This window comes from Streptomyces sp. NPDC051662 (assembly GCF_040681655.1).
Taxonomy (GTDB): domain Bacteria; phylum Actinomycetota; class Actinomycetes; order Streptomycetales; family Streptomycetaceae; genus Streptomyces.
On record NZ_JBFAZD010000012.1, the window covers coordinates 179,330 to 200,019 of the forward strand.

Genomic DNA, 20,690 nt, shown 5'->3' on the forward strand with positions numbered 1-20,690 from the left:
CCAGCCCGGAATCCCGGCAGGGCGCCACAGTCACACGTCAGGGCCACCCGAGCCGGTTCACGGCTCGCCTCCCACGGCATCCGCGCCGGACTCCGTCCGGACGGATCTCGCCGGGGCCGGTTTACGGCTCGAACTTGTAGCCCAGACCGCGGACCGTCACCAGATACCGCGGGGCACCGGGGTCGGGCTCGATCTTGGCGCGGAGCCGCTTGACGTGGACGTCCAGGGTCTTGGTGTCGCCGACGTAGTCCGCGCCCCACACCCGGTCGATCAGCTGCATACGGGTCAGCACCCGGCCCGCGTTGCGGAGCAGCATCTCCAGCAGGTCGAACTCCTTCAGCGGCAGGTCGACCTTGCCGCCGGAGACCGTCACGACATGGCGGTCCACGTCCATCCTGACCGGACCCGCTTCCAGGGCGGCCGGGGCCACCTCTTCCGGCTCACCGCGACGGCGCAGGACCGCGCGGATACGGGCGACCAGTTCCCGCGAGGAGAAGGGCTTGGTGACATAGTCGTCCGCCCCTATCTCCAGGCCGACGACCTTGTCGATTTCACTGTCCTTGGCGGTCACCATGATCACCGGGACATTGGACTTTCCGCGCAGCTGGCGGCAGACCTCGGTACCCGGCAGGCCGGGCAGCATGAGGTCGAGCAGGACGAGGTCGGCGCCGTTGCGTTCGAACTCGTCGAGCCCCGCGGGCCCGGTGGTCGCGATCGCGACCTCGAAGCCTTCCTTGCGGAGCATGTAGGAAAGGGCGTCGCTGAAGGATTCCTCATCCTCGACGACGAGCACTCGGGTCACGGAAGGACCTCCGGGGCAGGAATCACGGTCGGGGGATCCAGCTCGATGCTGGGGTCTGTGTCGTAGGGCCGGTCGTCTTCGTCCGGACCGGTGGGTGTTCGGTCCCGTCCGGCGCCCGCCTCGGGCAGCCTCAGGGTGAAGGTGGAGCCCTGGCCTTCGGAGCTCCATACGGTGACCTCCCCGCCGTGCGAGGCGGCCACGTGCTTGACGATGGCGAGGCCGAGCCCCGTACCGCCGGTGGCTCGGGAGCGGGCCGGGTCCACGCGGTAGAAGCGTTCGAAGATCCGCTCGCGGTCCTTCTCCGAGATACCGATGCCCTGATCGGTCACGGCTATCTCGATCAGGTCCCCGCCGGTGGCGGAGACGCGGTGCGCGGCGATACCGACGCGCGTGCGGGCCGGGGAGTAGTTGACGGCGTTCTCGACGAGATTGCCGAGAGCGGCGGCGAGCTGGCCGCGGTTGCCCCAGACATGCAGATCGGCCGTTCCGCCCGAGGCCATGGTGATCTGCTTGGTGGACGCGGGCTGCCGGGACCTGTCGATGGCCTCGGCGACCAGTTCGTCCACCCGTACGGACTCCGAGTCCTCCAGCGGGTCGTCGTTCTGCACCCGTGAGAGGTCGATGAGTTCCTGTACGAGATTGGTGAGCCGGGTCGCCTCGATCTGCATGCGGCCGGCGAAGCGGGTGACCGCTTCGGGGTCGTCGGAGGCGTCCATCACGGCCTCGGAGAGCAGGGAGAGCGCGCCGGTGGGGGTCTTGAGTTCATGGCTGACATTCGCCACGAAGTCGCGCCGTACCGCTTCGATGCGGCGGGCTTCTGTGAGGTCCTCGACCAGAAGCAGGACGAGGCGGGAGCCGAGCGGAGCCACCCGGGCGGAGACCGCCAGGGCCTCCCCCCGGCCCGTACCGCGCCGGGGGAGATCCAGCTCCACCTGTCTTATCTCGCCGTCGCGCCGGGTGTCGCGCGCCATGTGCAGCATCGGTTCGACAGCGAGTTTGCCGCCCCTGACCAGGCCCAGGGCATACGCCGCTGAGCTGGCCTTGACCACGGAGTCGCTCTCGTCGAGAACGACCGCGGAGGAGCGGAGCACGGACAGTACGGTGTCGACGCCCGGGGGCAGTACGGCGTCCGTGTGCAGGGAGGTACGGGTGGGCCGTGCCTGGTCGCGTTCGCTCCAGCGAAACGCCAGCATGGCGATCACGCCGGTGCACACCCCGGCGATCGCTGCCAATGCGGCGACCGCCGCGTTCACGTCCATGTATCCCAGGTTATGCGCGGGCATGGACACTCTCCCAGCCATCAGAGTGTCTCCTCCGACACTCGTCGCCCAGAGTTCACCAAGGGGAAAGTATTGGTTCATTTGGGATGGAGGAGCCGGACGCGTAGTGGACAGACCGTGGGAACGTGGGGGCACGGCCCCCGGCCCCCGGCCCCGGGCAGGAACGTGAAGAACGTGAAGAGAGGGACAACCCCATGCGGGACGCGTACCACGAGGAACTGGACTCGATAGGCGAGGACCTGGTCGAAATGGCCCGGCTGGTCGGTTCCGCCATCGGGCGGGCCACCACGGCCATGCTGGACGCGGATCTCAAGCTCGCCGAGAGCGTGATCGCCGCCGATCAGCGGGTCGACGACCTGCAGCACGACCTGGAGGCCAGGGCCATCGCGCTGCTGGCACGGCAGCAGCCGGTCGCGACCGACCTGCGGATCGTGGTCACCTCCCTGCGGATGAGCGCCGACCTTGAGCGCTCCGGCGACCTGGCGCAGCATGTCGCCAAGCTGGCCAGGCTCCGTTTCCCGGTCTCGCCCGTGCCGCACGATCTGCACGCGACGATCCTGGAGATGGGTCAGCTGGCGCAGCGCCTGATGGCGAAGGCCGCCGAGGTGATCATCACCAAGGACGTCGAGCTGGCGCTCCAGCTGGAGCAGGACGACGACGAGATGGACCTGCTGCACCGGACGCTCTTCCAGCACCTGATGGACGACCGCTGGAAGCACGGCATCGAGACGGCGGTGGACGTGACGCTGCTCGGCCGCTACTACGAGCGGTTCGCGGACCACGCGGTGGCGGTCGCCAAGCGGGTCGTCTTCCTGGTGACGGGCGAGCACGCGGACGAGATCCAGCCGGTGGACACCCCGGTCGAAGGGGCGTAGCGGCGGGTACGGGGGCAACGCCCGATCCGGCGCCGGGAAGCAGTGAGCGGCGCGCGGGACAGAGGAACGGCGCGAAGGAGCGCGCGGCGGTGCCTGCGCACATGCGCCGTTGATGCGCCCGCCCCCCTGGGCATGCAATGGGCTCAGGCGCCATCCAGGCACGCCTTCGAGGAGGATCCCATGGCCGATTCCCCTACCCACGTCCCCCAGCAGGAAGCCCCCGCGGCCCCTGCCCCAGTGACCCGTCTGCCCCTGCTCGGCGCATGCGGCTGCGGCTCGGGCTGCGGCTGCGGCTGCCAGTCGGGCGGCTCGTGCCAGTGCGGCGGCGGGTGCGGTTAGCTCGACGAAGGGCCCCGTCCGGCGGTGTATCGCGGACGGGGCCCTTTCGCGCGCTGTTCGCGTGTCCGCGCGGTGCGCGAGGTGCTTCGCGCGGTGCGCGGGACGGGCGCGGGGTGCGCTACTTCTTCTTGCCCTGGTTCTTCACGGCCTCGATCGCGGCAGCCGCCGCGTCCGCGTCCAGGTACGTGCCGCCCGGCGTGACCGGGTGGAAGTCCGCGTCCAGTTCGTAGACGAGCGGGATGCCGGTCGGGATGTTCAGGCCCGCGATGTCGGCGTCCGAGATCCCGTCCAGGTGCTTGACCAGCGCGCGCAGGCTGTTGCCGTGCGCGGCGACCAGGACCGTACGGCCGGTCAGCAGGTCGGGGACGATCGCGTCGTACCAGTACGGCAGCATCCGCTCGACGACGTCCTTCAGGCACTCGGTGCGCGGACGCAGCTCGCTCGGGATCGTGGCGTAGCGCGGGTCGTCGCTCTGCGAGAACTCCGTGCCGTCCTCCAGCGCCGGCGGCGGGGTGTCGTACGAGCGGCGCCACAGCATGAACTGCTCCTCGCCGAACTCGGCGAGCGTCTGGGCCTTGTCCTTGCCCTGGAGCGCACCGTAGTGGCGCTCGTTCAGCCGCCAGGAGCGCTGGACGGGGATCCAGTGGCGGTCCGCGGCCTCAAGCGCGAGCTGCGCGGTGCGGATGGCGCGCTTCTGGAGGGAGGTGTGCAGTACGTCGGGCAGCAGGCCGGCGTCCTTGAGCAGCTCACCGCCGCGGACCGCTTCCTTCTCGCCCTTGTCGGTGAGGTTGACGTCCACCCAGCCGGTGAACAGGTTCTTGGCGTTCCACTCGCTCTCGCCGTGGCGGAGGAGGATCAGCTTGTACGGTGCGTCGGCCATGGGCCAAAGCCTAATGGACCCACCTGAGCCCACGGCACGGGCTTCGATTGACGTCTGCCGTCAATTGAGTGGCGGTCCTGGAGCCGCGGTACGTAAGTTGCCGTTGGCCACTCGGCCACTTACCAGGCCGTCCGGCCGCCACCGCTGTTTCCGGGGGGATTCCGCATGTCAGTCGCCACGTCGGCCGCCGGTCTGAGACGCGCTGTCAGGGAGAGCGTCTCGGGGTTGCCCCGGGAGTTCTGGTGGCTGTGGACCAGCACGCTGGTCAACCGGCTCGGCGCCTTCGTCGCCACCTTCATGGCGCTCTATCTCACCCTGGACCGGGGCTACTCCGCCTCGTACGCGGGTCTGGTGGCCTCGCTGCACGGGCTCGGCGGGGTCATCTCGTCGCTGGTCGCGGGAGTGATGACCGACCGGCTCGGGCGGCGGCCCACGCTGCTGGTCGCGCAGTCGTCCACGGCCGTGTCCGTCGCGCTGCTCGGCTTCATGCGGGATCCGGCCGCGATCGCGGCCGTGGCGTTCCTGGTCGGCATGGCCTCCAACGCGTCGCGCCCCGCCGTGCAGGCGATGATGGCGGACATCGTGAAGCCCGAGGACCGGGTGCGGGCGTTCTCGCTGAACTACTGGGCGATCAACCTGGGCTTCGCGATCTCGTCGGCGGGCGCGGGGTTCATCGCGCAGTACAGCTATCTCGCCGGGTTCCTGGGCGAGGCCGCTATGACGCTCGCCTGCGCCGTACTGGTCTTCCTGAAACTGCCGGAGTCCCGACCGGAACGGGGGCCGGGCGGGGCTCCGGCGCGCACCGGGCGCGCCACCCCCGGCAAGAGCGACGGCGCGGGAGCGGCGCCCGGGGCGAAGGTCGGGATGGGGACGGTCCTGCGGGACGGCCGCTTCATGAGCGTCGTGACGCTCTCCTTCGTCGTGTCGCTGATCTTCCAGCAGGCATATGTCGGGCTGCCGGTGGCGATGGGCGCCGACGGCTTCACCAGCGCCGACTACGGCTTCGCCATCGCGGTCAACGGCGTCCTGATCGTGGTCATGCAGATCCCCGTCACCCGCTTCATCCAGCACCGCGACCCGCGCCGGCTGCTGATCATCTCGTCGGTCCTCGCGGGGTACGGCTTCGGCCTCACGGCGTTCGCCGGGTCGATCGCCGTCTACGCGCTGACGGTCTGCGTATGGACCCTGGCCGAGATAGTCAACGCCCCCACCCAGACGGGACTGGTGGTACGGCTCTCGCCGGTCCATGGCCGGGGGCGCTATCAGGGCATGTACACCATGTCCTGGTCGGTGGCGGCCCTGGTGGCCCCGCTGATGTCGGGCCTTGTGATCGACCGCTTCGGCGCCGCGTGGCTCTGGGGCACGTGCGCGGTCCTGGGGACGGTGGCGGGCGCGGGGTACTGGCTGCTGATGCGGGGCTTGTCCGAGCCGGCGGACGAGACGGATGAGGTAGAGGAGACGGAGGGGACGGAGGGAGATCCGCCGTCGGTGCCGGCGTCGGAACAGGCACCGGCACCGGCACCGGCATCCGCACCCGCCGGGGCGCCCGTGAAGGCGACCGCTCCCGAGGCCGGAGGCGCGTAGGCGGCGGCGCGGGCCGCGCGCCCGCGCGTCATGCCGTCGCCGTATCCCCGTACACACTCCGTACGTTGTCCCTCGGCTCCGGCATCGTCCGCCCCGCCGGGCCCTTCGCGAAGGCGCGGAGCACATTCTCGGTCGTGCGGGTGACGAAGGCCCCGGTCCGCGCGTCCAGCCCGTGGTTGCGGCCGTTCTCCCCGGTCCCCGCCATCAGCCCCTCGACCCACCGCATCGTCCCGGACGCGAAGACCCCGGCGCCGCTCGGCACGGTGTAGTACGCGGAGTCCGCGTGGCTGCCGCGCCCCTTGCAGACGAGCGGGGAGTGGGCGACGATCTCCAGCCGCGCCGGGGTCGGCTGCCCCGGGGTGACCCGGTCGTACTCCACCCCGACCAGGTGGCCGAAGGACTCACCCCGCTTCACCCCGGTCCCCGCGAACAGCCAGTGGTCGGCCCGGTGGACGACATAGGGGGCGTCGACCGGATAGCCCTCGTACAGGACGCCGGTCAGGGAGGATTCCGGGTCGGCGGCGGGCGGTACCCGGAAGTCGGTGGTCGCCATCGTGGGGTGGGCCTCCAGGTAGGGGTCGTCCCGGTCGGCGGTCTTGTAGCAGACCACCGTGCGGACGGCGCCCGTCGAACCCTTCTCCAGCCTGATCCGGCGGAAGCAGGTGTTGGCGCCCAGGATGGCCAGATTGGTCCCGGTGTCGCGCGCCCGGGTGAGATGCAGGCGCTGCTCCGGGGTCCAGTACTCGTCGTGGCCGAGGGAGACCGCCGCCGTGGCGTCCCGCAGTACGGACGGGGCGAGGTGGACGTCCACCCCCGTGGTGTACGCGAGCGGAATGCCGAGCCGGTCCGCGAGGACCACGAGGGCACGCTCGTAGACCAGGAACTTCTCCGCGCCGCTCCTGTCGTACGGCCGGTCGAAGGAGACGGCGAACGACCGCGTCGCGTAGGCGCCGTCGTCCCCCTGGTAGAGGCTGGAGCCGCCCCACAGGTTGTACGCCTGCCAGGTCGCGGGGGCGTGGATCAGCACCGTCCTGCCCGCCGCGCTCGTCGAGCGCACGATCAGCGGGACATAGCGCTGGTGTCCGTTGTCCGCGTCCAGCCGGAGCAGATAGGCGCCCTCCGGCCAGCCGTCGGTGCGGACAGTGGCGGTACGGTCCCAGTCCGCCCGTACGGTACGGGTCTCGGCGATCATCAGCGGGCGACGGCGCTGGGCATGGCCCGCGATCCGGCCGGAGCGCCAGACCAGCCGCGCCCGCGCCCCGCCGTACCAGCCGACGCGGTACGCCGAGACGCGGAAGCCGGGCGCGGTGGTCGAGACGTACAGCCCGAACTCCTCGCCCGGCAGGACGCTCACCCTGTCGGTATAGCCCTCGACCGCCTCGGGCGGGCCCACCGAGCGGATGCGCCAGTCGGGGCTGCCCGGCCGCTCGCGCTCCGCCGCGTCGGCGGCCGGCCGGTCCGTACCGCCGGCGCTCCGGTCGGGGCGGGGTGGCTCGTTCCCGCCGCCGGAGGAGTCGCAGCCCGCAGCCGCGCCCAGCGCCAGACCGGCGGCCCCGGCCGCGGCGCCCCCGAGGAAGCGCCTGCGGTCCAGCCCTCCCCGGCCCTCCTCTCCGCCGCCTCCGACGCCGCCGGGGCGATCGCGGTGCTCTGCGTCATCGTCCATCGAACCCGTCCCACGCACGTCAGGCCCACTGTGCCGTCGATACGATCCTGGGTCGGCGAGGGCCGTCCGGCAACGGGGACGAGCGCGTCAGCGCAGCTCGCGCTGTGCCTCGTAGAGATTGCGCGGCCGTATGTCCCCGGGGCTGCCGTACGCCTCCAGCCGGGTGTGCAACTCGCCCTGGAAGTCCGGCACATCGATCTGGTCGAACTCCCGCACCTCACTGATCCCGGCCGTCACGCTGTACGGAGCGATCTCGTCGATCTTGATCAGCCCCGCGCGCTGATTGGTGACGGTGACGTTCCAGTGTGCGAACCGCGCCCCGTACAGCGGCCCCGCGATCGCGTCGCCGCCGTGCCGGCCGTCGTTGCTGACCGTGATCTCGGTCCGTACGTTGGCGAAGGGCATCCCCCGGTGCGTGTCGAACGTGCCCATCTCCATCCGCCCGCGCGACCACACGTTGTAGCTGGACAGCCCCTCGACATTGATGCCGTGCAGTTGTGTGCCCGCCGGCGTCGGGACCGTACGCCGCTCGATCACGAAGTCCTCGATCAGATTGTCGTGCGAGGCCTCGCGGCAGTAGTACGGGTGGTGCGAGCCGCGGCCCGCGACCCGGGTATGGCGCAGGGTGCAGGCGGAGGCGCCGATCAGGCCGAAGCCGTTGTCGACATGGCGTACGACGATGTCCTCGGCCCAGCAGTCGTACGCGCACTGGAACGCGACCCCGTTGTAGCCCTTGTCGAGGAGGTGCGGGGACTGGGGGGTCTCGACGGCCTCCAGGGTCAGCCCCTCGACACCGGATCCGGTCAGCGGGGTGACCGAGGTGGTGAACTTCGGGTCCCACTCCGGGCGTACATCCAGCGGAAGCGGACGTTCCAGGGTGACCTCGCGACCGCGTACGGCGGTGATGCGCACCGGCCACTCGTACGGTACGTACGACGTCAGCTTGGTCATGGCGGCCCAGTCGTACGCCTCGGTGCCGGGGCCGTCGCCCGCCATGTGCTTGAGGAGGCTGTGGTCCGCGTCGTCGGCGAGCTGGAGCAGGACGAACTGTCCGCGCCTGAGCTTCGAGGCGTCCCGCACGGTCACGGACCGGTCGCCCCGGTTGCCGCGGACGAGGGCGGTGAGGGTGCTCCACTCGTCGCGCTCATTGCCCGTCCAGCCCTCGCAAGGCCAGTCGCTCGCCTTGATGGCGGTGGTGAGCGAGTCCCAACGCTCCTGCGGGCAGAGCCAGATGAGGCCGCCGGACCAGGACCAGCCGGATTTGTTGCCGCCGAAACGGCTGCCGTAGGGGCCGATCACCTCGGTCAGATTCCGGGTCGCGTACAGCTTCGTACGGTCGCTGCCCGCGCCGCGCAGGACGACGCCGCTGTGCGCGATCCGGATCACATCGTCGATCCGGTAGGTGCCCGGCGGGATGGAGACCGTGCCCCCGCCACGCTCCGCGGCAGCGGCGAGGGCACGGTTGATGGCGGGGGCGTCGTCCACGGAGCCGTCGCCCTTGGCGCCGTACGCGCGGACATCGGCCACGACCCGGTACCGGGGAAGGCTTCGCGCACCGGCGCGCTGACCGGCGCGTCCTACGTACGGAATCTGCGGGTGGGTGTACGGCGAGGCGGCGAACTCGCGCCAGAGCGCGGACGTCCTCGGTGGCCTGCGCTCACCGGCGGCGGCGGTTCCCGGGAGTCCGGTGGCCATCGCTCCGGCCGTGGCGGCGACGGCGATCGCGGTGCTGAGCACCGTCCGTCTGCCGAGGGCGCGTTGGCGTCGGGGCTCCATCGACATGATCTCGCCTCCATGTATGTGAACGGCGTTCAGGTGCGCGTCTGGAGGTGAGCATGCCATGACCTTCGGCGCTCGGGAAGATGCCGAACGCCCGGTCGTTCAGCGGGATTCCGGGCCGGACGGACAGCCTGGCGGGTCAGGCGGAAGAACCGGTGGTGCCGGTCGGGCGCTGGGTCAGATGGGCGAACGCGTCCAGGTTCCGGGTGGACTCCCCCCGGGACACCCGCCACGCGTACTCCTTGCGGATCGCACTCGCGAACCCCAGCTCCAGCAGGGTGTTGAACGATCCGTCCGCCGCTTCGAGCACCGAGCCGAGCAGCCGGTCGATCTCGTCCTCGGTGACGGCGGTCAGCGGGAGCTTGCCCGTCAGATAGATGTCCCCGAGCCCGTCGACCGCGTAACTCACCCCGTACAGCTTGAGGTTGCGTTCGAGCAGCCAGCGGTGAACACCCTCCGCGTTCTCGTCGGGGTGCCGGATCACGAAGGCGTTGAGGGACAGCGCGTGCCGGCCGACGCGCAGGGAGCAGGTCGTGGAGAGCTTGCGGGTGCCGGGGAGGGTGACGACGTACGAGCCGGACTCCGGGCTCTCCCACCCCAGCTCGGCGTCCTTCAGCGTCTGCTCGATGACCCGCGCGGCCCGCGCCGAGGGCGAGGAGTCCCGGGAGATCTGCTGTCCGTCGGCCATGGGGCGAGCGTACGTCAGCCGTGGTGCGCGCGTACGTTCCGCGATCGCGCGCGCGTGCGTTCAGCCGTGGTGCGCGCGTACCTTCCGCCGTGGTGCGCGCGTAGGTCAGCCGTGGTGGGGCGCGTGCGTCAGCCGTGGTGCGCGCGTGCGTTCCGCCGGTGGTCGTGCACCGCGGCCGTGTAGACGTCGGCCGTCGCCGACGCCGACGTGTCCCAGCCGAAGGACTGGGCATGGCGCGAGGCCGCCGCGCCCATCCGGTCCACCAGCTCCGGGTGGTCGAGGAACTCGCGCAGCGCCCGCGCGTAGGCCGCCGGTTCACGCTCCCGGACCAGAAAACCGGTCGCCCCGTCCCGTACCGCCACCGGCAGCCCGCCCACGGCCGCCGCCACCACCGGGGTGCCCGCCGCCTGTGCCTCTATGGCGACCAGGCCGAAGGACTCGCTGTACGAGGGCATGACCAGTACGGACGCGGCCCGGAACCAGTCCGCGAGCCGGGTCTGGCCCACCGGCGGCCGGAACTGCACGACATCGGCGATCCCGAGCCGCGCGGCGAGCTTCTGGAGCCCTTCCGGCTTCGCCAGGCCGCTGCCGCTCGGGCCGCCGACGACCGGCACGACCAGATTTCGACGCAGCGAGGGATTCTGTTCCAGGAGCACGGCCACGGCGCGCAGCAGCACGTCAGGGGCCTTCAGCGGCTGGATACGGCCCGCGAAGAGCGGAATGAAGGCGTCCCGCGGAAGCCCCAGCCTGGCCCGGGCCGCGGCGCGGCCGTCGGCCGGACAGAAACACTCCAGGTTCACCCCGGGGTGGACGACGGCGGCCTTGGCCGGATCCGCGTCGTAGAAGCGGACCAGCTCCGCGGCCTCCTCGTCCGTATTGGCGATCAGCCGGTCGGCGGCGCGGACGACCTGGGTCTCGCCGATGACCCGGGCCGCGGGCTCTGGCCGGTCGCCCTCCGCGAGCGCGGCGTTCTTGACCTTCGCCATGGTGTGCATGGCGTGGACGAGCGGGACGCCCCACCGCTCGGAGGCGAGCCAGCCGACATGGCCGGACAGCCAGTAGTGGGAGTGGACGAGGTCGTAGTAGCCGGGGCGCTGGCCGGCCCATGCCTGCATCACCCCGTGCGTGAAGGCACAGAGCTGGGCGGGCAGCTCCTCCTTGGCCAGGCCCTCGTACGGGCCGGCGTCCACATGCCGTACGAGCACCCCGGGCGCCAGCTCGACCGCCGGGTCCAGGCCGCCGGTCGTGGCGCGGGTGAAGATCTCCACCTCGATGTCGATGGCGGCCAGCCGCTTCGCCAGCTCGACGATATAGACGTTCATGCCGCCCGCGTCGCCCGTACCCGGCTGGTGCAGCGGGGAGGTGTGGACGCTGAGCATGGCGATCCGGCGTGGCCGGCGATGCTGGCCGGGGAGCCTCAGACGGGGTGGTCCCACGAACGTGCCTGCGATACGGGACACGTACTGGCTCACGTCTACGGTCCTCTCGCGCGGAGATTCGGAGCACGGCGAAAAGAGGGTTGGTGGACCCTCCGAGGCGGACAACAGCGGAATCCTCTCCGGCATTTCCGTTTTGCCAAATCATTACCGGCGACCGCTCAACCGTCCTGGACCTCGGACTTCCCACCTCGGACTTCCCCGTCCAGGTGGTTACGCTCATTCCCATGGCGTCCGCGACCTCCCGTTCTCCCCGCCCGGTGGGCACGGTCACCCGCGGCACCACCCACCAGAACCGGCTGCGCCGCATGGACCGCTGGATCACCGCCACACACGGTCCCGCGCTGCGCCGCTCGACGGCCCCGGTCGTGGTGGATCTGGGGTACGGCGCGGCCCCCTGGACGGCGGTCGAGCTGCTGCGGCGGCTGCGTACGGCGGAGCCGCGCACCGTGGTCGTCGGCGTCGAGATCGATCCGGCCCGGGTCGCCGCCGCGCGCCCGTACGAGCGCGACGGGCTCCGGTTCCGGCACGGCGGCTTCGAGGTCCCGCTCCCCGGGGGCGTACGTCCGGTGCTCATCCGCGCGGCCAATGTGCTGCGGCAGTACGACGAGGACGAGGTCGCCGCGGTCTGGGCGCGGCTGTGCGCCCGGCTCGCGCCCGGCGGACTGCTGGTCGAGGGGACGTGCGACGAGATCGGCCGGCGGCATGTGTGGGTCGCGCTCGGCCCCGAGGGGCCACGGACGGTGACGTTCGCGACCCGGCTCGGCTCGCTCGACCGGCCCTCCGATCTGGCCGAGCGGCTGCCGAAGGCGCTGATCCACCGCAATGTGCCGGGCGAGCCGGTCCACGCGTTCCTGCGCGATTTCGACCGGGCGTGGGCGGCGGCGGCTCCGTACGCCTCGCTGGGCGCGCGGCAGCGGTGGATCAGGGCCGTACGGGATCTGGCGGCCGACTGGCCGCTCGCGGACGATCCGCGCAGACGGCGGCAGGGCGAGGTGACGGTCAACTGGTCGGCGCTCGCGCCCGGTTCGGGCGGCGGAGGCTGACTGCCCCCGGGAACCCGCGCGGTTGCCCGTTCGTCCTTACCGGGGCGGGTGCTTCCTGGGTGATTCCTGTGAGATGCCCGGTTCCCTCTGTCCCTTTGACCGAGGGCATGACACGATCACGGCGGCAGAAACCGGTTGTAGACGATACTTGTTGACGCTACGTCAGATTCGCGACTGCCCTACCGCGTGGTGGGGTCGGCTCGGAGGGGGAGCTTGGTGAACCGACGTCGCGGTGTCGCTGCCGCGATCACCGTGGTCTGCGCGCTCGCCGTACTGGCGTCCCCGGCACTGGTGAACGGGGCGTACGCGGCCCCCGGCCCGCCCCCTGGCCCCGCGCCGTCCGGGTCGGCCGTCGCGCCGCCACCGGTCGAACTCCCCCCCGGCGCCGAGTCGAAGAAGTCCCTCGAAGACATCCGCAAGGAGATCGAGGCCCTTTACCAGAAGGCCGCGTCCGCCACCGACGCGTACAACCTCGCCGAGGAAGAGAGTAAGAAGCAGTCGGCCGAGGTCATCGAGCTGGCGGAGGACATCGTCACCGGCCAGCTGCGGATCGACGAGCTGAAGAAGCGCGCGGGCGCCGCCGCCCGCGCGCAGTACAGGGGCGGCGGGCTGCCGCCAGAGGCGCAGTTGGTGCTCACCAGCGATCCGCAGCTCTTCCTGGACGCGGTGGGACGAATACAGCAGGGCCAGAAGGCCACCCACGATCTCATCGACGAGCTCTCCCGGGCACAGGAAGACCTCAAGACGTACACCGCCGACGCCTCCACGCAGTGGCAGCGGCTGGAGGCCGGCCGGGTCAAGAAGGAGAAGGCGAAGAAGGAGATCACGGAGCGGATCGCCGCCGCCAAGAAGCTCGAAGCGAGTCTGGAGAAGGAGGAGCGGGCGCGGCTGGCGCTGCTGGAGAGCGACGCGGCGCGAAAGGCGCAGACGGCCTGGCTCGGTTCCGGCGCGCTGAAGGACATCAACCGCTCGTCGAGCGAGCGGGGCAAGAAGGCGATCACATTCGCGACCGAGCAGCTAGGCAAGCCGTACGTCTGGGGCGCGGAGGGACCGGACTCGTACGACTGCTCGGGGCTCACCTCCCAGGCGTGGGCGGCGGCGGGGCGGCCCATCCCGCGCACCTCGCAGGAGCAGTGGCGGCTGCTGCCCAGGATCGACATCAAGGACATGCGCCCCGGTGATCTGATCATCTACCACCAGGACGCGAGCCATGTCGGGATGTACATCGGGGACGGCGCGATCGTGCACGCGCCGCGTCCCGGCAGGAATGTGACGTTGGCGGGGGCGGGCTCGATGCAGATCCTCGGGGTCGTACGTCCGGACAAATAGGGGCGACATGCCGACTCGTGCGCCCGGGGTGTGAGCCGGAGCGTGAGCCGGAGCGTGAGCCGGAGCAGCCGTACGTGATGTTTGTCATGGCCGCGGAGCGCCCGATCGCGCCGGATGCGTGACGGGAAGCGGCATATGACACCGGCTCTTCGCCGGTACGCCATTCCGCTGGGGCGGCGGCTAACGCTATGGTCCCCGTCTGGCGAGGCGTCGATCGTCGCCCCGCCCGCGCCCTCGGGGGGAGGGAAAGGAATCCCAGACCGATGCCCGTACCCGTACCCGTTCCGCGGCAGCGCACAGGTTCAACAGTGGAGAGACAACCCGCCGCGGAGACCGCCAAGGGCGGTGACCTCGTCCTCCTGGTCATCGAGGACGACCCGGCCGGCATCTTCACCGCTCCGGAGCCGCCGGAGGGGACCGGCACACGCCTGCGTATCCGTACCGCCCGCAACCTCACCGAGGCCGAGCGGCTGCTGACCGACGACATCCACTGCATCCTGGTGGACCTCGCCCTGCCGGGGCGGAACGACAGCGACGAGCTGGCCCCGCTGAAGCACGTCCTGCGGCTCGCACCGCACCACGCCGTACTCGCGCTGGCGGCGGAGGGCGACTCCGAGCGCGCCGCGGCGGCGGTACGGGTCGGCGCCCAGGACTATCTGTTCCGCGACGAGCTGGACGGACGGCTGCTGAGCCGCGCCATCCGGTACGCCGTCGAGCGCAAGCGGGCGGATGTCGCGCAGCGCCAGCTGACCGAGTCCCGGCTGCGCGCGCAGGAGAACGCCCGGCTTGAGCGCGGGCTGCTGCCCACTCCGCTGCTCCAGGGCTCGGAACTGAGCTTCGCCGCCCGCTACCGGCCCGGCCGCTCCAGGGCCCTGCTGGGCGGGGACTTCTACGACACGGTCCGCACGCCGGACGGCACGGTGCACGCGATGATCGGCGACGTATGCGGCCATGGCCCCGACGAGGCGGCGCTCGGCGTGGAGCTGCGGATCGCGTGGCGGGCGCTGACGCTGGCGGGGCTCTGCGGCGACGAGCTGCTCTCCACGCTCCAGGAGGTCCTGGAGCATGAGCGGGAGAGCGAGGAGATCTTCGCGACGCTCTGCACGGTCGACATCGCGCCGGACGGCCGGCGGGCGGGCCTCTGTCTGGCGGGTCATCCGTCACCGCTGGTCACCCGCCGGGGGCGGGCGGCGCAGCTGCTGCCGCACGAGGAGGGCGGCCCGGCCCTGGGGCTGCTGCCGCGCGCACGCTGGCCGCGCCGGCAGGTCGAGCTGGGCGGGTCGTGGAGTCTGATGATGTACACCGACGGGCTGATCGAGGGCCGGATCGGCCCCGACGCGAAGCAGCGTCTCGGTCAGGAGGGCCTGGTCGAGATGGTCAGCCGCCAGCTGGCCGAGGGGCTGAGCGGCGACGACCTGCTGGAGGCGGCGGTCGCGCGGGCACGCGAACTGAACGGCGGGGAGCTGACCGACGATGTGGCGGTCCTGCTGCTGGGGCGGGGCGACGGGCGGACCTGACCCGGGTATCCGACCCGGGTACCTTCGCGTACCTGACCCGCGTACCTTCGCGTACCCGACCCGGGTGCCTTCGCGTATCTGACGCGCGTACCTTCGCGTACCTGTACCTGATTCCGCGCCGGCTCAACGGCCGCCGTTGTAGGGCCCGTAAGGACCGTCACTGCTGGAGCCGCCGCCCCGGCTGCCACCGCCGCCACCGGAGATCGCGTGGACGGCCGGCCGTACGTCGACCATGAAGACGATCGTGGCGACGAGCCCGGCGATCTGGAGGAACAGCATCGGTACGAAGAGGTTCACGGCGACTGTGACACCGAGAATGATCAGCCAGAACTTCTTCGTCTGCTTGTCTGCCGCGCGATAGGCGTCCTCACGAGCCGTGGCGGAGAGGAACAGTGCGATAACGGCCAGGACGAGCATGGCCAGATTGAGCAGCCAGAGAAGAGTGCCGAATCCTTCGAGCAACATGCGGAGCACCGCCTAAGGGGTGGAAGAGACGTCGCGGCCCGTACGCCAAGGTACCTGGATAACGGGCCGGACACCCCCGAGGTGCCCGGCCCGCCTCAGTCGCGGGTGTGCTGTTCGCGGTCGGCTACTTGCCGGCCGGCGGGGTGGACTTCTTCGCCGTCGTCCTGCGCGGGGCGATCTTCTTCGCGGCGGCGGTCTTGGCCTCGGCCTTCGGCGCGGGCTTGACGGCGGGCTTGACGGCGGGCTTCACCGCGGGCTTGACGGCGCCCCTGGTCTGCGCCTTCGTCTCCGTCTTCGGAGCGGGCTTCGGGGCGGCCTTGGACGCCGCCTCGGGCTCGACGGCGACGGCGATCTCGGTGATCTCGTCCGCGGCCTCACCACGCCAGGCGCGTACGGTCTGCTCGCCGCGCTCGGCGACCTTCTCGTATGTCTCGCGTGCCCTGACCGCGTACTCCGCCGCCATGCCCACGCTCCGCAGCGCCAGGTCCTGAGCGGTCTCGCCCAGCTTCTTCAGATCGGTGTCGAGCGAGCCGATGACTTCGGTGACCTTGGCCTGAACGGTCGCCTGGGCCTCCTTGGCCTGGCGGGAGACCCTCTCCTGGACGGCCTTGGGGTCGGAGTTCCGCACGGCCTCGAAGCGCCCGGGGGCCTCGGCCCGCAGCTGCTCGATCAGACCGGGCACCTTCTTGGCCTGCTCGACGGCGATATCGGCGGTACCGGCCGCGAAGTAGAGGGGCGTCGGGTCGGTGAGGGTCTTACGCAGGTCATCGGTGATGGCCATGACTGTTGTCCTCCCGGATCAGTTTGAGGGTGGGGTGGCAGCACTGCCGTCTGTCGTACCGGAACCACCGGAGGAGCCCCGGGAGCCGGCGGAACCCCCGGCGCCGCCGGAATCCGCACCGGCCGCCTGCTCGGCGGTCCTGGCACTCTCCGCGGCTTCCGTGCCCTCCGTACGCTCTGTGCTCTCCGTACGCTCTGTGCTCTCCGTGCTCTCCGTGTCGAGCGCGTTCTCCTTGCGGAACGACTCGTAGATCTGGAGGAGCACCTGCTTCTGCCGCTCGTTTATCGAAGGGTCGGCGAGGATGACGGCACGCGTCTCCAACTCCTCCCGCTCCCGCTCGTCCAACATCCCGGCCTGCACATACAGCGTCTCCGCCGAGATCCGTAGCGCCTTGGCCAGCTGCTGCAGAATGTCCGCGCTCGGCTTGCGCAGCCCGCGCTCGATCTGGCTCAGATACGGATTGGACACCCCGGCGGCATCGGCGAGCTGCCGCAGCGACAGCTGCGCGTTACGCCGCTGCTCGCGCAGATACTCGCCGAGGTTGCCGACGTTGAGTGATGCCATACGGCCATCCTGCGTCGCCGCGCTAACTATTGCAAGCGCATGCTTGCAAAAGTGTTCCAGACAACAGGGGCGAGCTGTTGGTGCCGGTGCTCTCGCTGTCCTGTCTCACCCAATCGAGTCGCTTCTCAATGAACCGAGTCGTTCGGGCTTCTGCCTCAGCGAACCCAGTCGCGCAGCGAGAGTCACTTCCCGGGCTGGTACTGGGCGGCGACGACTGGGAGCGTCGCCACGCCTCGGACTGCTTCGTCCGCCGCGCACCGTCAGTTCCGGTCTGCCGGATGCTCCCTGCCGGGAGGCCGTCGAGCGGTGTCAGCTCAGGCTGGGGTGGAGTTCGGGTGGTCCGCCCAGGGCGTAGCGCAGGGAGAGTGGGGTGCTGCCGTCGATGTCGGTGATACCGAGGTGTGCTCCCAGTTCAGCGCCGATCAGCGCCCTGCCGGAGAGCTGCATGAGATCGTCGGCCGTGTAGAGGGCCGAGATCACCCGGCCGGTGAACTGCGTGGATTCGCGCCTGTTGGTGGGCCGGGCTTCAGCGGGCAGTGTTGCGAAGTGCGCGCGTGCGCGCTCGGTGTCCAGGCCGCCCATCCAGATCGAGACGGCGGCAACGTTGTGGGGGCGCAGATCCTTGGCCATGTCGGCCGCCATCTTGTCGGCGCCTGCCTTCTGGGCGCCGTAAGCGGGGCCCAGGTGGTAGGCCACAGCACCGTAGTGACCTGTGTTGACGATCAGTCCTCGGCCATTGGCGATCAGCAGGGGTGCGGCGTGGAAGCTTGCGACGTAGTGCGATCGCAGGCCGACCGTGATGAGATCGGCTGCTTCCAGCGGCTGTTCCCAGAACCTCCCGGGGGGCGGGGCGTTGAGCACCTGGGCCGCGTTGTTGACCAGGATGTCGAGTCGGCCGTGATCGCGTTCTACCCGGGCGAACAGTTCCGCCACGGCTTCATCGTCGGCGTGGTCGACGGCCACCGCGACGCTTTTGCCGCCGGCTTCGTCGATGAGCGCAGCGGTCTCCGCGACTGTGCCGCCGTAGGGCGAGTCGGAGGATCGCCGGCTGCGTCCGGTCACGTAGACGGTCGCGCCCGACTGTCCGAGGGCGAGGGCAATTCCCTTGCCGGCTCCCCGGCTGGCTCCGGTGACCACCGCCACCTGCGGCCCGCTGTTGATCGACGCTGACATGGCACGCCCCACTGAGTTAGATGCGGATCGAACACTTATGACTGTACGATGAGGATCGAACATGTCAAGTCGAGGAAGGATCCGCCATGGCCGAGCCGGTCGCGCGGCGCGTCAGGAACCTGGTCCACGCCGACCCGGAAGAGGTAAGCCTGCAGGCCGCACTCGATGCTCTCTCTGACCCCGTGCGGCGCTCGATCCTGCGCAAATGCGCCGGTGAACCGGACTTCACTTGGGCATGCGGAACATTCGACCTGCCGGTCTCAAAGGCAACGGCAAGCCACCACTTCGCGGTACTACGTGCCGCCGGACTCCTGGAGCAGGTGGACAAGGGATCACGCAGGCTCAACCGGCTTCGCCGGCCCGAGTTCGACGCGCGGTTTCCTGGACTGCTGACACTCGTTCTCGCAGAAGGTGCGCAGCCCCGACCACCCCAGGTTTGAGAGATTGCCGACGGCAGGCGCGGACCAGATCGTTTCGACGAACCCAGTCCGCGTGTCTCACCCAATCCAGTCCATGCAGGTCAGCAGCACGTGGGCGACCAACTTCGTTGAGACAGGACACTCGCGCTCGGCGGTCAGGATGGCTGGACTTGGTCGAAGAGTGCGAGGGCTTCGGCGGGGTCCGGGCTCACGAGGCGTTCCAGACCGGCCGTCGTGATCTTCGCCCACCTGCCGGCCCGTGCCCACATCTGTTCCTCGAAGGCGCGGACGGTCTCGTCCAGATCTTCAGGGCCGGTGGCGATGGACTCGGCGAGTTCGGCGCCTTCCAGCATCGCGAGGTTCGCGCCCGCCCCCAAGGGGGGCATCAGGTGGGCGGCGTCGCCCAGGAGCGTCACCCCGGGAACGTGGGTCCAGGTGTGGGACACGGGCAGTACGTAAAGCGGGCGGTGGACGAAAGCGGTGCCGTGGCGGAGGAGGTCGAGGACGGGAGCGGCCCAGCCGTCGAACAGAGCCAGCAGGCTCGATCGCACGGCCTCGGCGTCGGCCAGGTCCAGGTTCATGTGCCAGTCCAGCGGCGCGCGGAACTGGGCGTACACCTTGACGTGGCCGCCGCTGTTGCGCTGGGCGACGAGAGCCCGGTTCACGCCGTACACAGCCACGGAACCGTCGCCGATCAGCCGGGCGAGATCAGGGTGGCGGGTGTCGACGTCGTCGTGGGAGGTCTCGACATAGGTGACGCCGGTGTAGTGCGGTGTCGCCGACGAGACCGCCGGGCGGATCCGGGACCAGGCGCCGTCCGCACCGACTACGAGGTCGAACGTCTCCTGTCGCCCGTCCGCGAAATGGACCAGTACGCCATCCCGGGCCCCCGGCACCACCTGCGTCACGTCCCGCCCCCACTGGACGTCGAGAGGGCCGAGCAGCAGGTCACGGAGTTGCCCGCGGTCGATCTCGGGATTGGCCCGGTCATCCGGGTGGGGTTGCCAGTCGCGCAGGACGGTCCCGTCCGTGTCCAGGATGCGCATGGCCTGCCCCTCGGGACGGGACACCGTCTGGAATTCCGCCAGCAGCCCCGCCTTGTCCAGCGCGAGCCGGCCCATCCCTTCGTGCAGGTCCAGCGTGCCGCCCGGGGGGCGGGCGTCGGGGGCGGGATCGCGTTCGAGGACGGTGACGGGGTGGTCATGGCGGTGCAGGACACGGGCGAAGGTAAGGCCGGCTGGACCGCTCCCGACCACTGCGATGCGATGCCTCATGTCGATACACTGTATTGCTCTTATACGGCGTATCGCAACGGTACGGTGTGAGCATGACTGTCTGGGACCGGCCGGAGCCGCCGACTCGCCCCGTGCCGCTCGACCGGGAGCGGATCGTGGCCGCCGCCATCGCGCTCGCCGACGAGGGCGGGCTGGAGGCGGTGTCGTTGCGCAAGGTCGCGGCCCGCCTGGACGCCGGTCCGATGCGGCTGTACAGATACATCTCCACCAAGGAGGAGCTGTTCGACCTCATGGTGGACGAGGTCCAGGCCGAGACTCTCCCCGAGGGCGAGCCCGGTGACTGGCGGGAGGCCTTGCGCGGCCTCGCCCAGCGCACCAGGCAGGCCGCCCTCCGTCACGAATGGCTGGCCGACCTGCTCGGCGGTCGTCCGACCCTGGGTCCGAACGGCCTCGCCGTGACCGAGACCACGCTGGCCGCCTTCGACGGCGTCACCGATGTCGACACCGTCATGCGCGCCGTGGAGACGGTCAGCGCCTACTTCATCGGCGCGATCAGGCGCGAGATCGCGAACCTGCGGGCCGAGCGCGCCACGGGCCTGTCCAAGCATGACTGGCAGCGCGCCCACGGCCCGCATGTGACGAGAATGCTGGCCACGGGCCGCTTCCCGGCGCTGGCCAAGGCCGTGTACGACGGCACGGACGTGGACGCCGAGACATCCTTCGCGACCGGCCTGGACTGGGTCCTCGACGCCGTGGCCGCCAGACTGACCCGGCCGCCGGTGTGACGCTCAGCTCTTGCCGAAGGCCCCTCGCATCGCCTCAGCAGTCAAGAGTC

At 70.4% G+C, this 20,690-nt stretch carries 19 protein-coding genes; 7 read left to right on the top strand and 12 right to left on the bottom strand.

All coding sequences use genetic code 11. The annotated features are described in order from the left end of the window. Nucleotides 1–121: 121 nt before the first annotated feature. Nucleotides 122–802 carry a response regulator transcription factor gene (locus tag AB0M67_RS21675; RefSeq protein ID WP_189110519.1) on the bottom strand — a complete coding sequence of 227 codons (681 nt, stop codon included), beginning with the start codon at nucleotides 800–802 and terminating at the stop codon, nucleotides 122–124. Further along, nucleotides 799–2,061 (bottom strand): ATP-binding protein, encoded by a 1,263-nt coding sequence (locus AB0M67_RS21680; protein ID WP_365747708.1) that lies wholly within the window; start codon nucleotides 2,059–2,061, stop codon nucleotides 799–801. The genes AB0M67_RS21675 and AB0M67_RS21680 overlap by 4 nt, the downstream gene beginning before the upstream one ends. A gap of 215 nt (nucleotides 2,062–2,276) precedes the next feature. Here AB0M67_RS21680 and phoU point away from each other — a divergent pair, with 215 nt between their 5' ends. Further along, nucleotides 2,277–2,957, top strand: coding sequence for a phosphate signaling complex protein PhoU (gene phoU / locus AB0M67_RS21685; RefSeq protein WP_030353390.1), 681 nt, complete (start codon nucleotides 2,277–2,279; stop codon nucleotides 2,955–2,957). A 457-nt stretch (nucleotides 2,958–3,414) separates the two neighbouring features. On the opposite strand, the gene AB0M67_RS21690 is transcribed toward phoU, so the two are convergent. Beyond that, nucleotides 3,415–4,176 carry a phosphoglyceromutase gene (locus AB0M67_RS21690; protein ID WP_365747710.1) on the bottom strand — a complete coding sequence of 254 codons (762 nt, stop codon included), beginning with the start codon at nucleotides 4,174–4,176 and terminating at the stop codon, nucleotides 3,415–3,417. 165 nt (nucleotides 4,177–4,341) lie between these two features. Here AB0M67_RS21690 and AB0M67_RS21695 point away from each other — a divergent pair, with 165 nt between their 5' ends. After that, entirely contained in the window at nucleotides 4,342–5,760 is a 1,419-nt protein-coding gene (locus AB0M67_RS21695) for an MFS transporter (protein ID WP_365747712.1), read from the top strand. A 28-nt stretch (nucleotides 5,761–5,788) separates the two neighbouring features. Here the strand turns inward: AB0M67_RS21695 and AB0M67_RS21700 are convergent, their stop codons facing one another. The 4 genes from AB0M67_RS21700 to mshA all read right to left on the bottom strand — a co-directional run bounded on the left by AB0M67_RS21700 (nucleotide 5,789) and on the right by mshA (nucleotide 11,362). Further along, nucleotides 5,789–7,423, bottom strand: a complete 1,635-nt coding sequence (locus tag AB0M67_RS21700) for a N,N-dimethylformamidase beta subunit family domain-containing protein (protein WP_365747714.1) — start codon at nucleotides 7,421–7,423, stop codon at nucleotides 5,789–5,791. 87 nt (nucleotides 7,424–7,510) lie between these two features. Further along, nucleotides 7,511–9,205 carry a glycosyl hydrolase family 28-related protein gene (locus AB0M67_RS21705; protein WP_365747716.1) on the bottom strand — a complete coding sequence of 565 codons (1,695 nt, stop codon included), beginning with the start codon at nucleotides 9,203–9,205 and terminating at the stop codon, nucleotides 7,511–7,513. Between the two features lie 136 nt (nucleotides 9,206–9,341). Beyond that, entirely contained in the window at nucleotides 9,342–9,890 is a 549-nt protein-coding gene (locus AB0M67_RS21710; protein WP_365747717.1) for a YbjN domain-containing protein, read from the bottom strand. A gap of 128 nt (nucleotides 9,891–10,018) precedes the next feature. Continuing rightward, complete coding sequence (gene mshA / locus AB0M67_RS21715) at nucleotides 10,019–11,362, bottom strand: D-inositol-3-phosphate glycosyltransferase (RefSeq protein ID WP_365747719.1); 1,344 nt, start codon at nucleotides 11,360–11,362, stop codon at nucleotides 10,019–10,021. Nucleotides 11,363–11,553: 191 nt separating this feature from the next. Here mshA and AB0M67_RS21720 point away from each other — a divergent pair, with 191 nt between their 5' ends. The 3 genes from AB0M67_RS21720 (at nucleotide 11,554) to AB0M67_RS21730 (ending at nucleotide 15,218) form a co-directional block, all read left to right on the top strand. Beyond that, nucleotides 11,554–12,372, top strand: coding sequence for a class I SAM-dependent methyltransferase (locus tag AB0M67_RS21720; protein ID WP_365747721.1), 819 nt, complete (start codon nucleotides 11,554–11,556; stop codon nucleotides 12,370–12,372). 216 nt (nucleotides 12,373–12,588) lie between these two features. After that, entirely contained in the window at nucleotides 12,589–13,701 is a 1,113-nt protein-coding gene (locus AB0M67_RS21725; RefSeq protein WP_365747723.1) for an NlpC/P60 family protein, read from the top strand. A 263-nt stretch (nucleotides 13,702–13,964) separates the two neighbouring features. Next, nucleotides 13,965–15,218, top strand: coding sequence for a SpoIIE family protein phosphatase (locus AB0M67_RS21730; protein WP_365747725.1), 1,254 nt, complete (start codon nucleotides 13,965–13,967; stop codon nucleotides 15,216–15,218). Between the two features lie 123 nt (nucleotides 15,219–15,341). Here the strand turns inward: AB0M67_RS21730 and AB0M67_RS21735 are convergent, their stop codons facing one another. From AB0M67_RS21735 to AB0M67_RS21750, 4 genes are all read right to left on the bottom strand, one after another. Beyond that, entirely contained in the window at nucleotides 15,342–15,683 is a 342-nt protein-coding gene (locus AB0M67_RS21735) for a DUF2516 family protein (protein ID WP_365747726.1), read from the bottom strand. A gap of 124 nt (nucleotides 15,684–15,807) precedes the next feature. Beyond that, nucleotides 15,808–16,464 (bottom strand): hypothetical protein, encoded by a 657-nt coding sequence (locus tag AB0M67_RS21740; RefSeq protein ID WP_365747728.1) that lies wholly within the window; start codon nucleotides 16,462–16,464, stop codon nucleotides 15,808–15,810. 18 nt (nucleotides 16,465–16,482) lie between these two features. Next, nucleotides 16,483–17,028, bottom strand: coding sequence for a helix-turn-helix transcriptional regulator (locus AB0M67_RS21745; protein ID WP_365747730.1), 546 nt, complete (start codon nucleotides 17,026–17,028; stop codon nucleotides 16,483–16,485). A gap of 309 nt (nucleotides 17,029–17,337) precedes the next feature. Continuing rightward, complete coding sequence (locus AB0M67_RS21750) at nucleotides 17,338–18,201, bottom strand: SDR family NAD(P)-dependent oxidoreductase (RefSeq protein WP_365747732.1); 864 nt, start codon at nucleotides 18,199–18,201, stop codon at nucleotides 17,338–17,340. A gap of 86 nt (nucleotides 18,202–18,287) precedes the next feature. Between AB0M67_RS21750 and AB0M67_RS21755 the strand changes: the two genes are divergently transcribed. After that, the gene (locus tag AB0M67_RS21755; RefSeq protein WP_365747733.1) at nucleotides 18,288–18,641 is read left to right on the top strand and encodes a transcriptional regulator; all 354 of its coding nucleotides are present in this window, start codon (nucleotides 18,288–18,290) and stop codon (nucleotides 18,639–18,641) included. Nucleotides 18,642–18,775: 134 nt separating this feature from the next. Here the strand turns inward: AB0M67_RS21755 and AB0M67_RS21760 are convergent, their stop codons facing one another. Next, on the bottom strand, nucleotides 18,776–19,894 hold the full coding sequence (locus AB0M67_RS21760; protein WP_365747735.1) for an NAD(P)/FAD-dependent oxidoreductase: 1,119 nt from the start codon (nucleotides 19,892–19,894) through the stop codon (nucleotides 18,776–18,778). 53 nt (nucleotides 19,895–19,947) lie between these two features. Here AB0M67_RS21760 and AB0M67_RS21765 point away from each other — a divergent pair, with 53 nt between their 5' ends. Further along, complete coding sequence (locus AB0M67_RS21765) at nucleotides 19,948–20,640, top strand: TetR/AcrR family transcriptional regulator C-terminal domain-containing protein (RefSeq protein ID WP_365747737.1); 693 nt, start codon at nucleotides 19,948–19,950, stop codon at nucleotides 20,638–20,640. The last annotated feature ends 50 nt before the right edge of the window (nucleotides 20,641–20,690 follow it).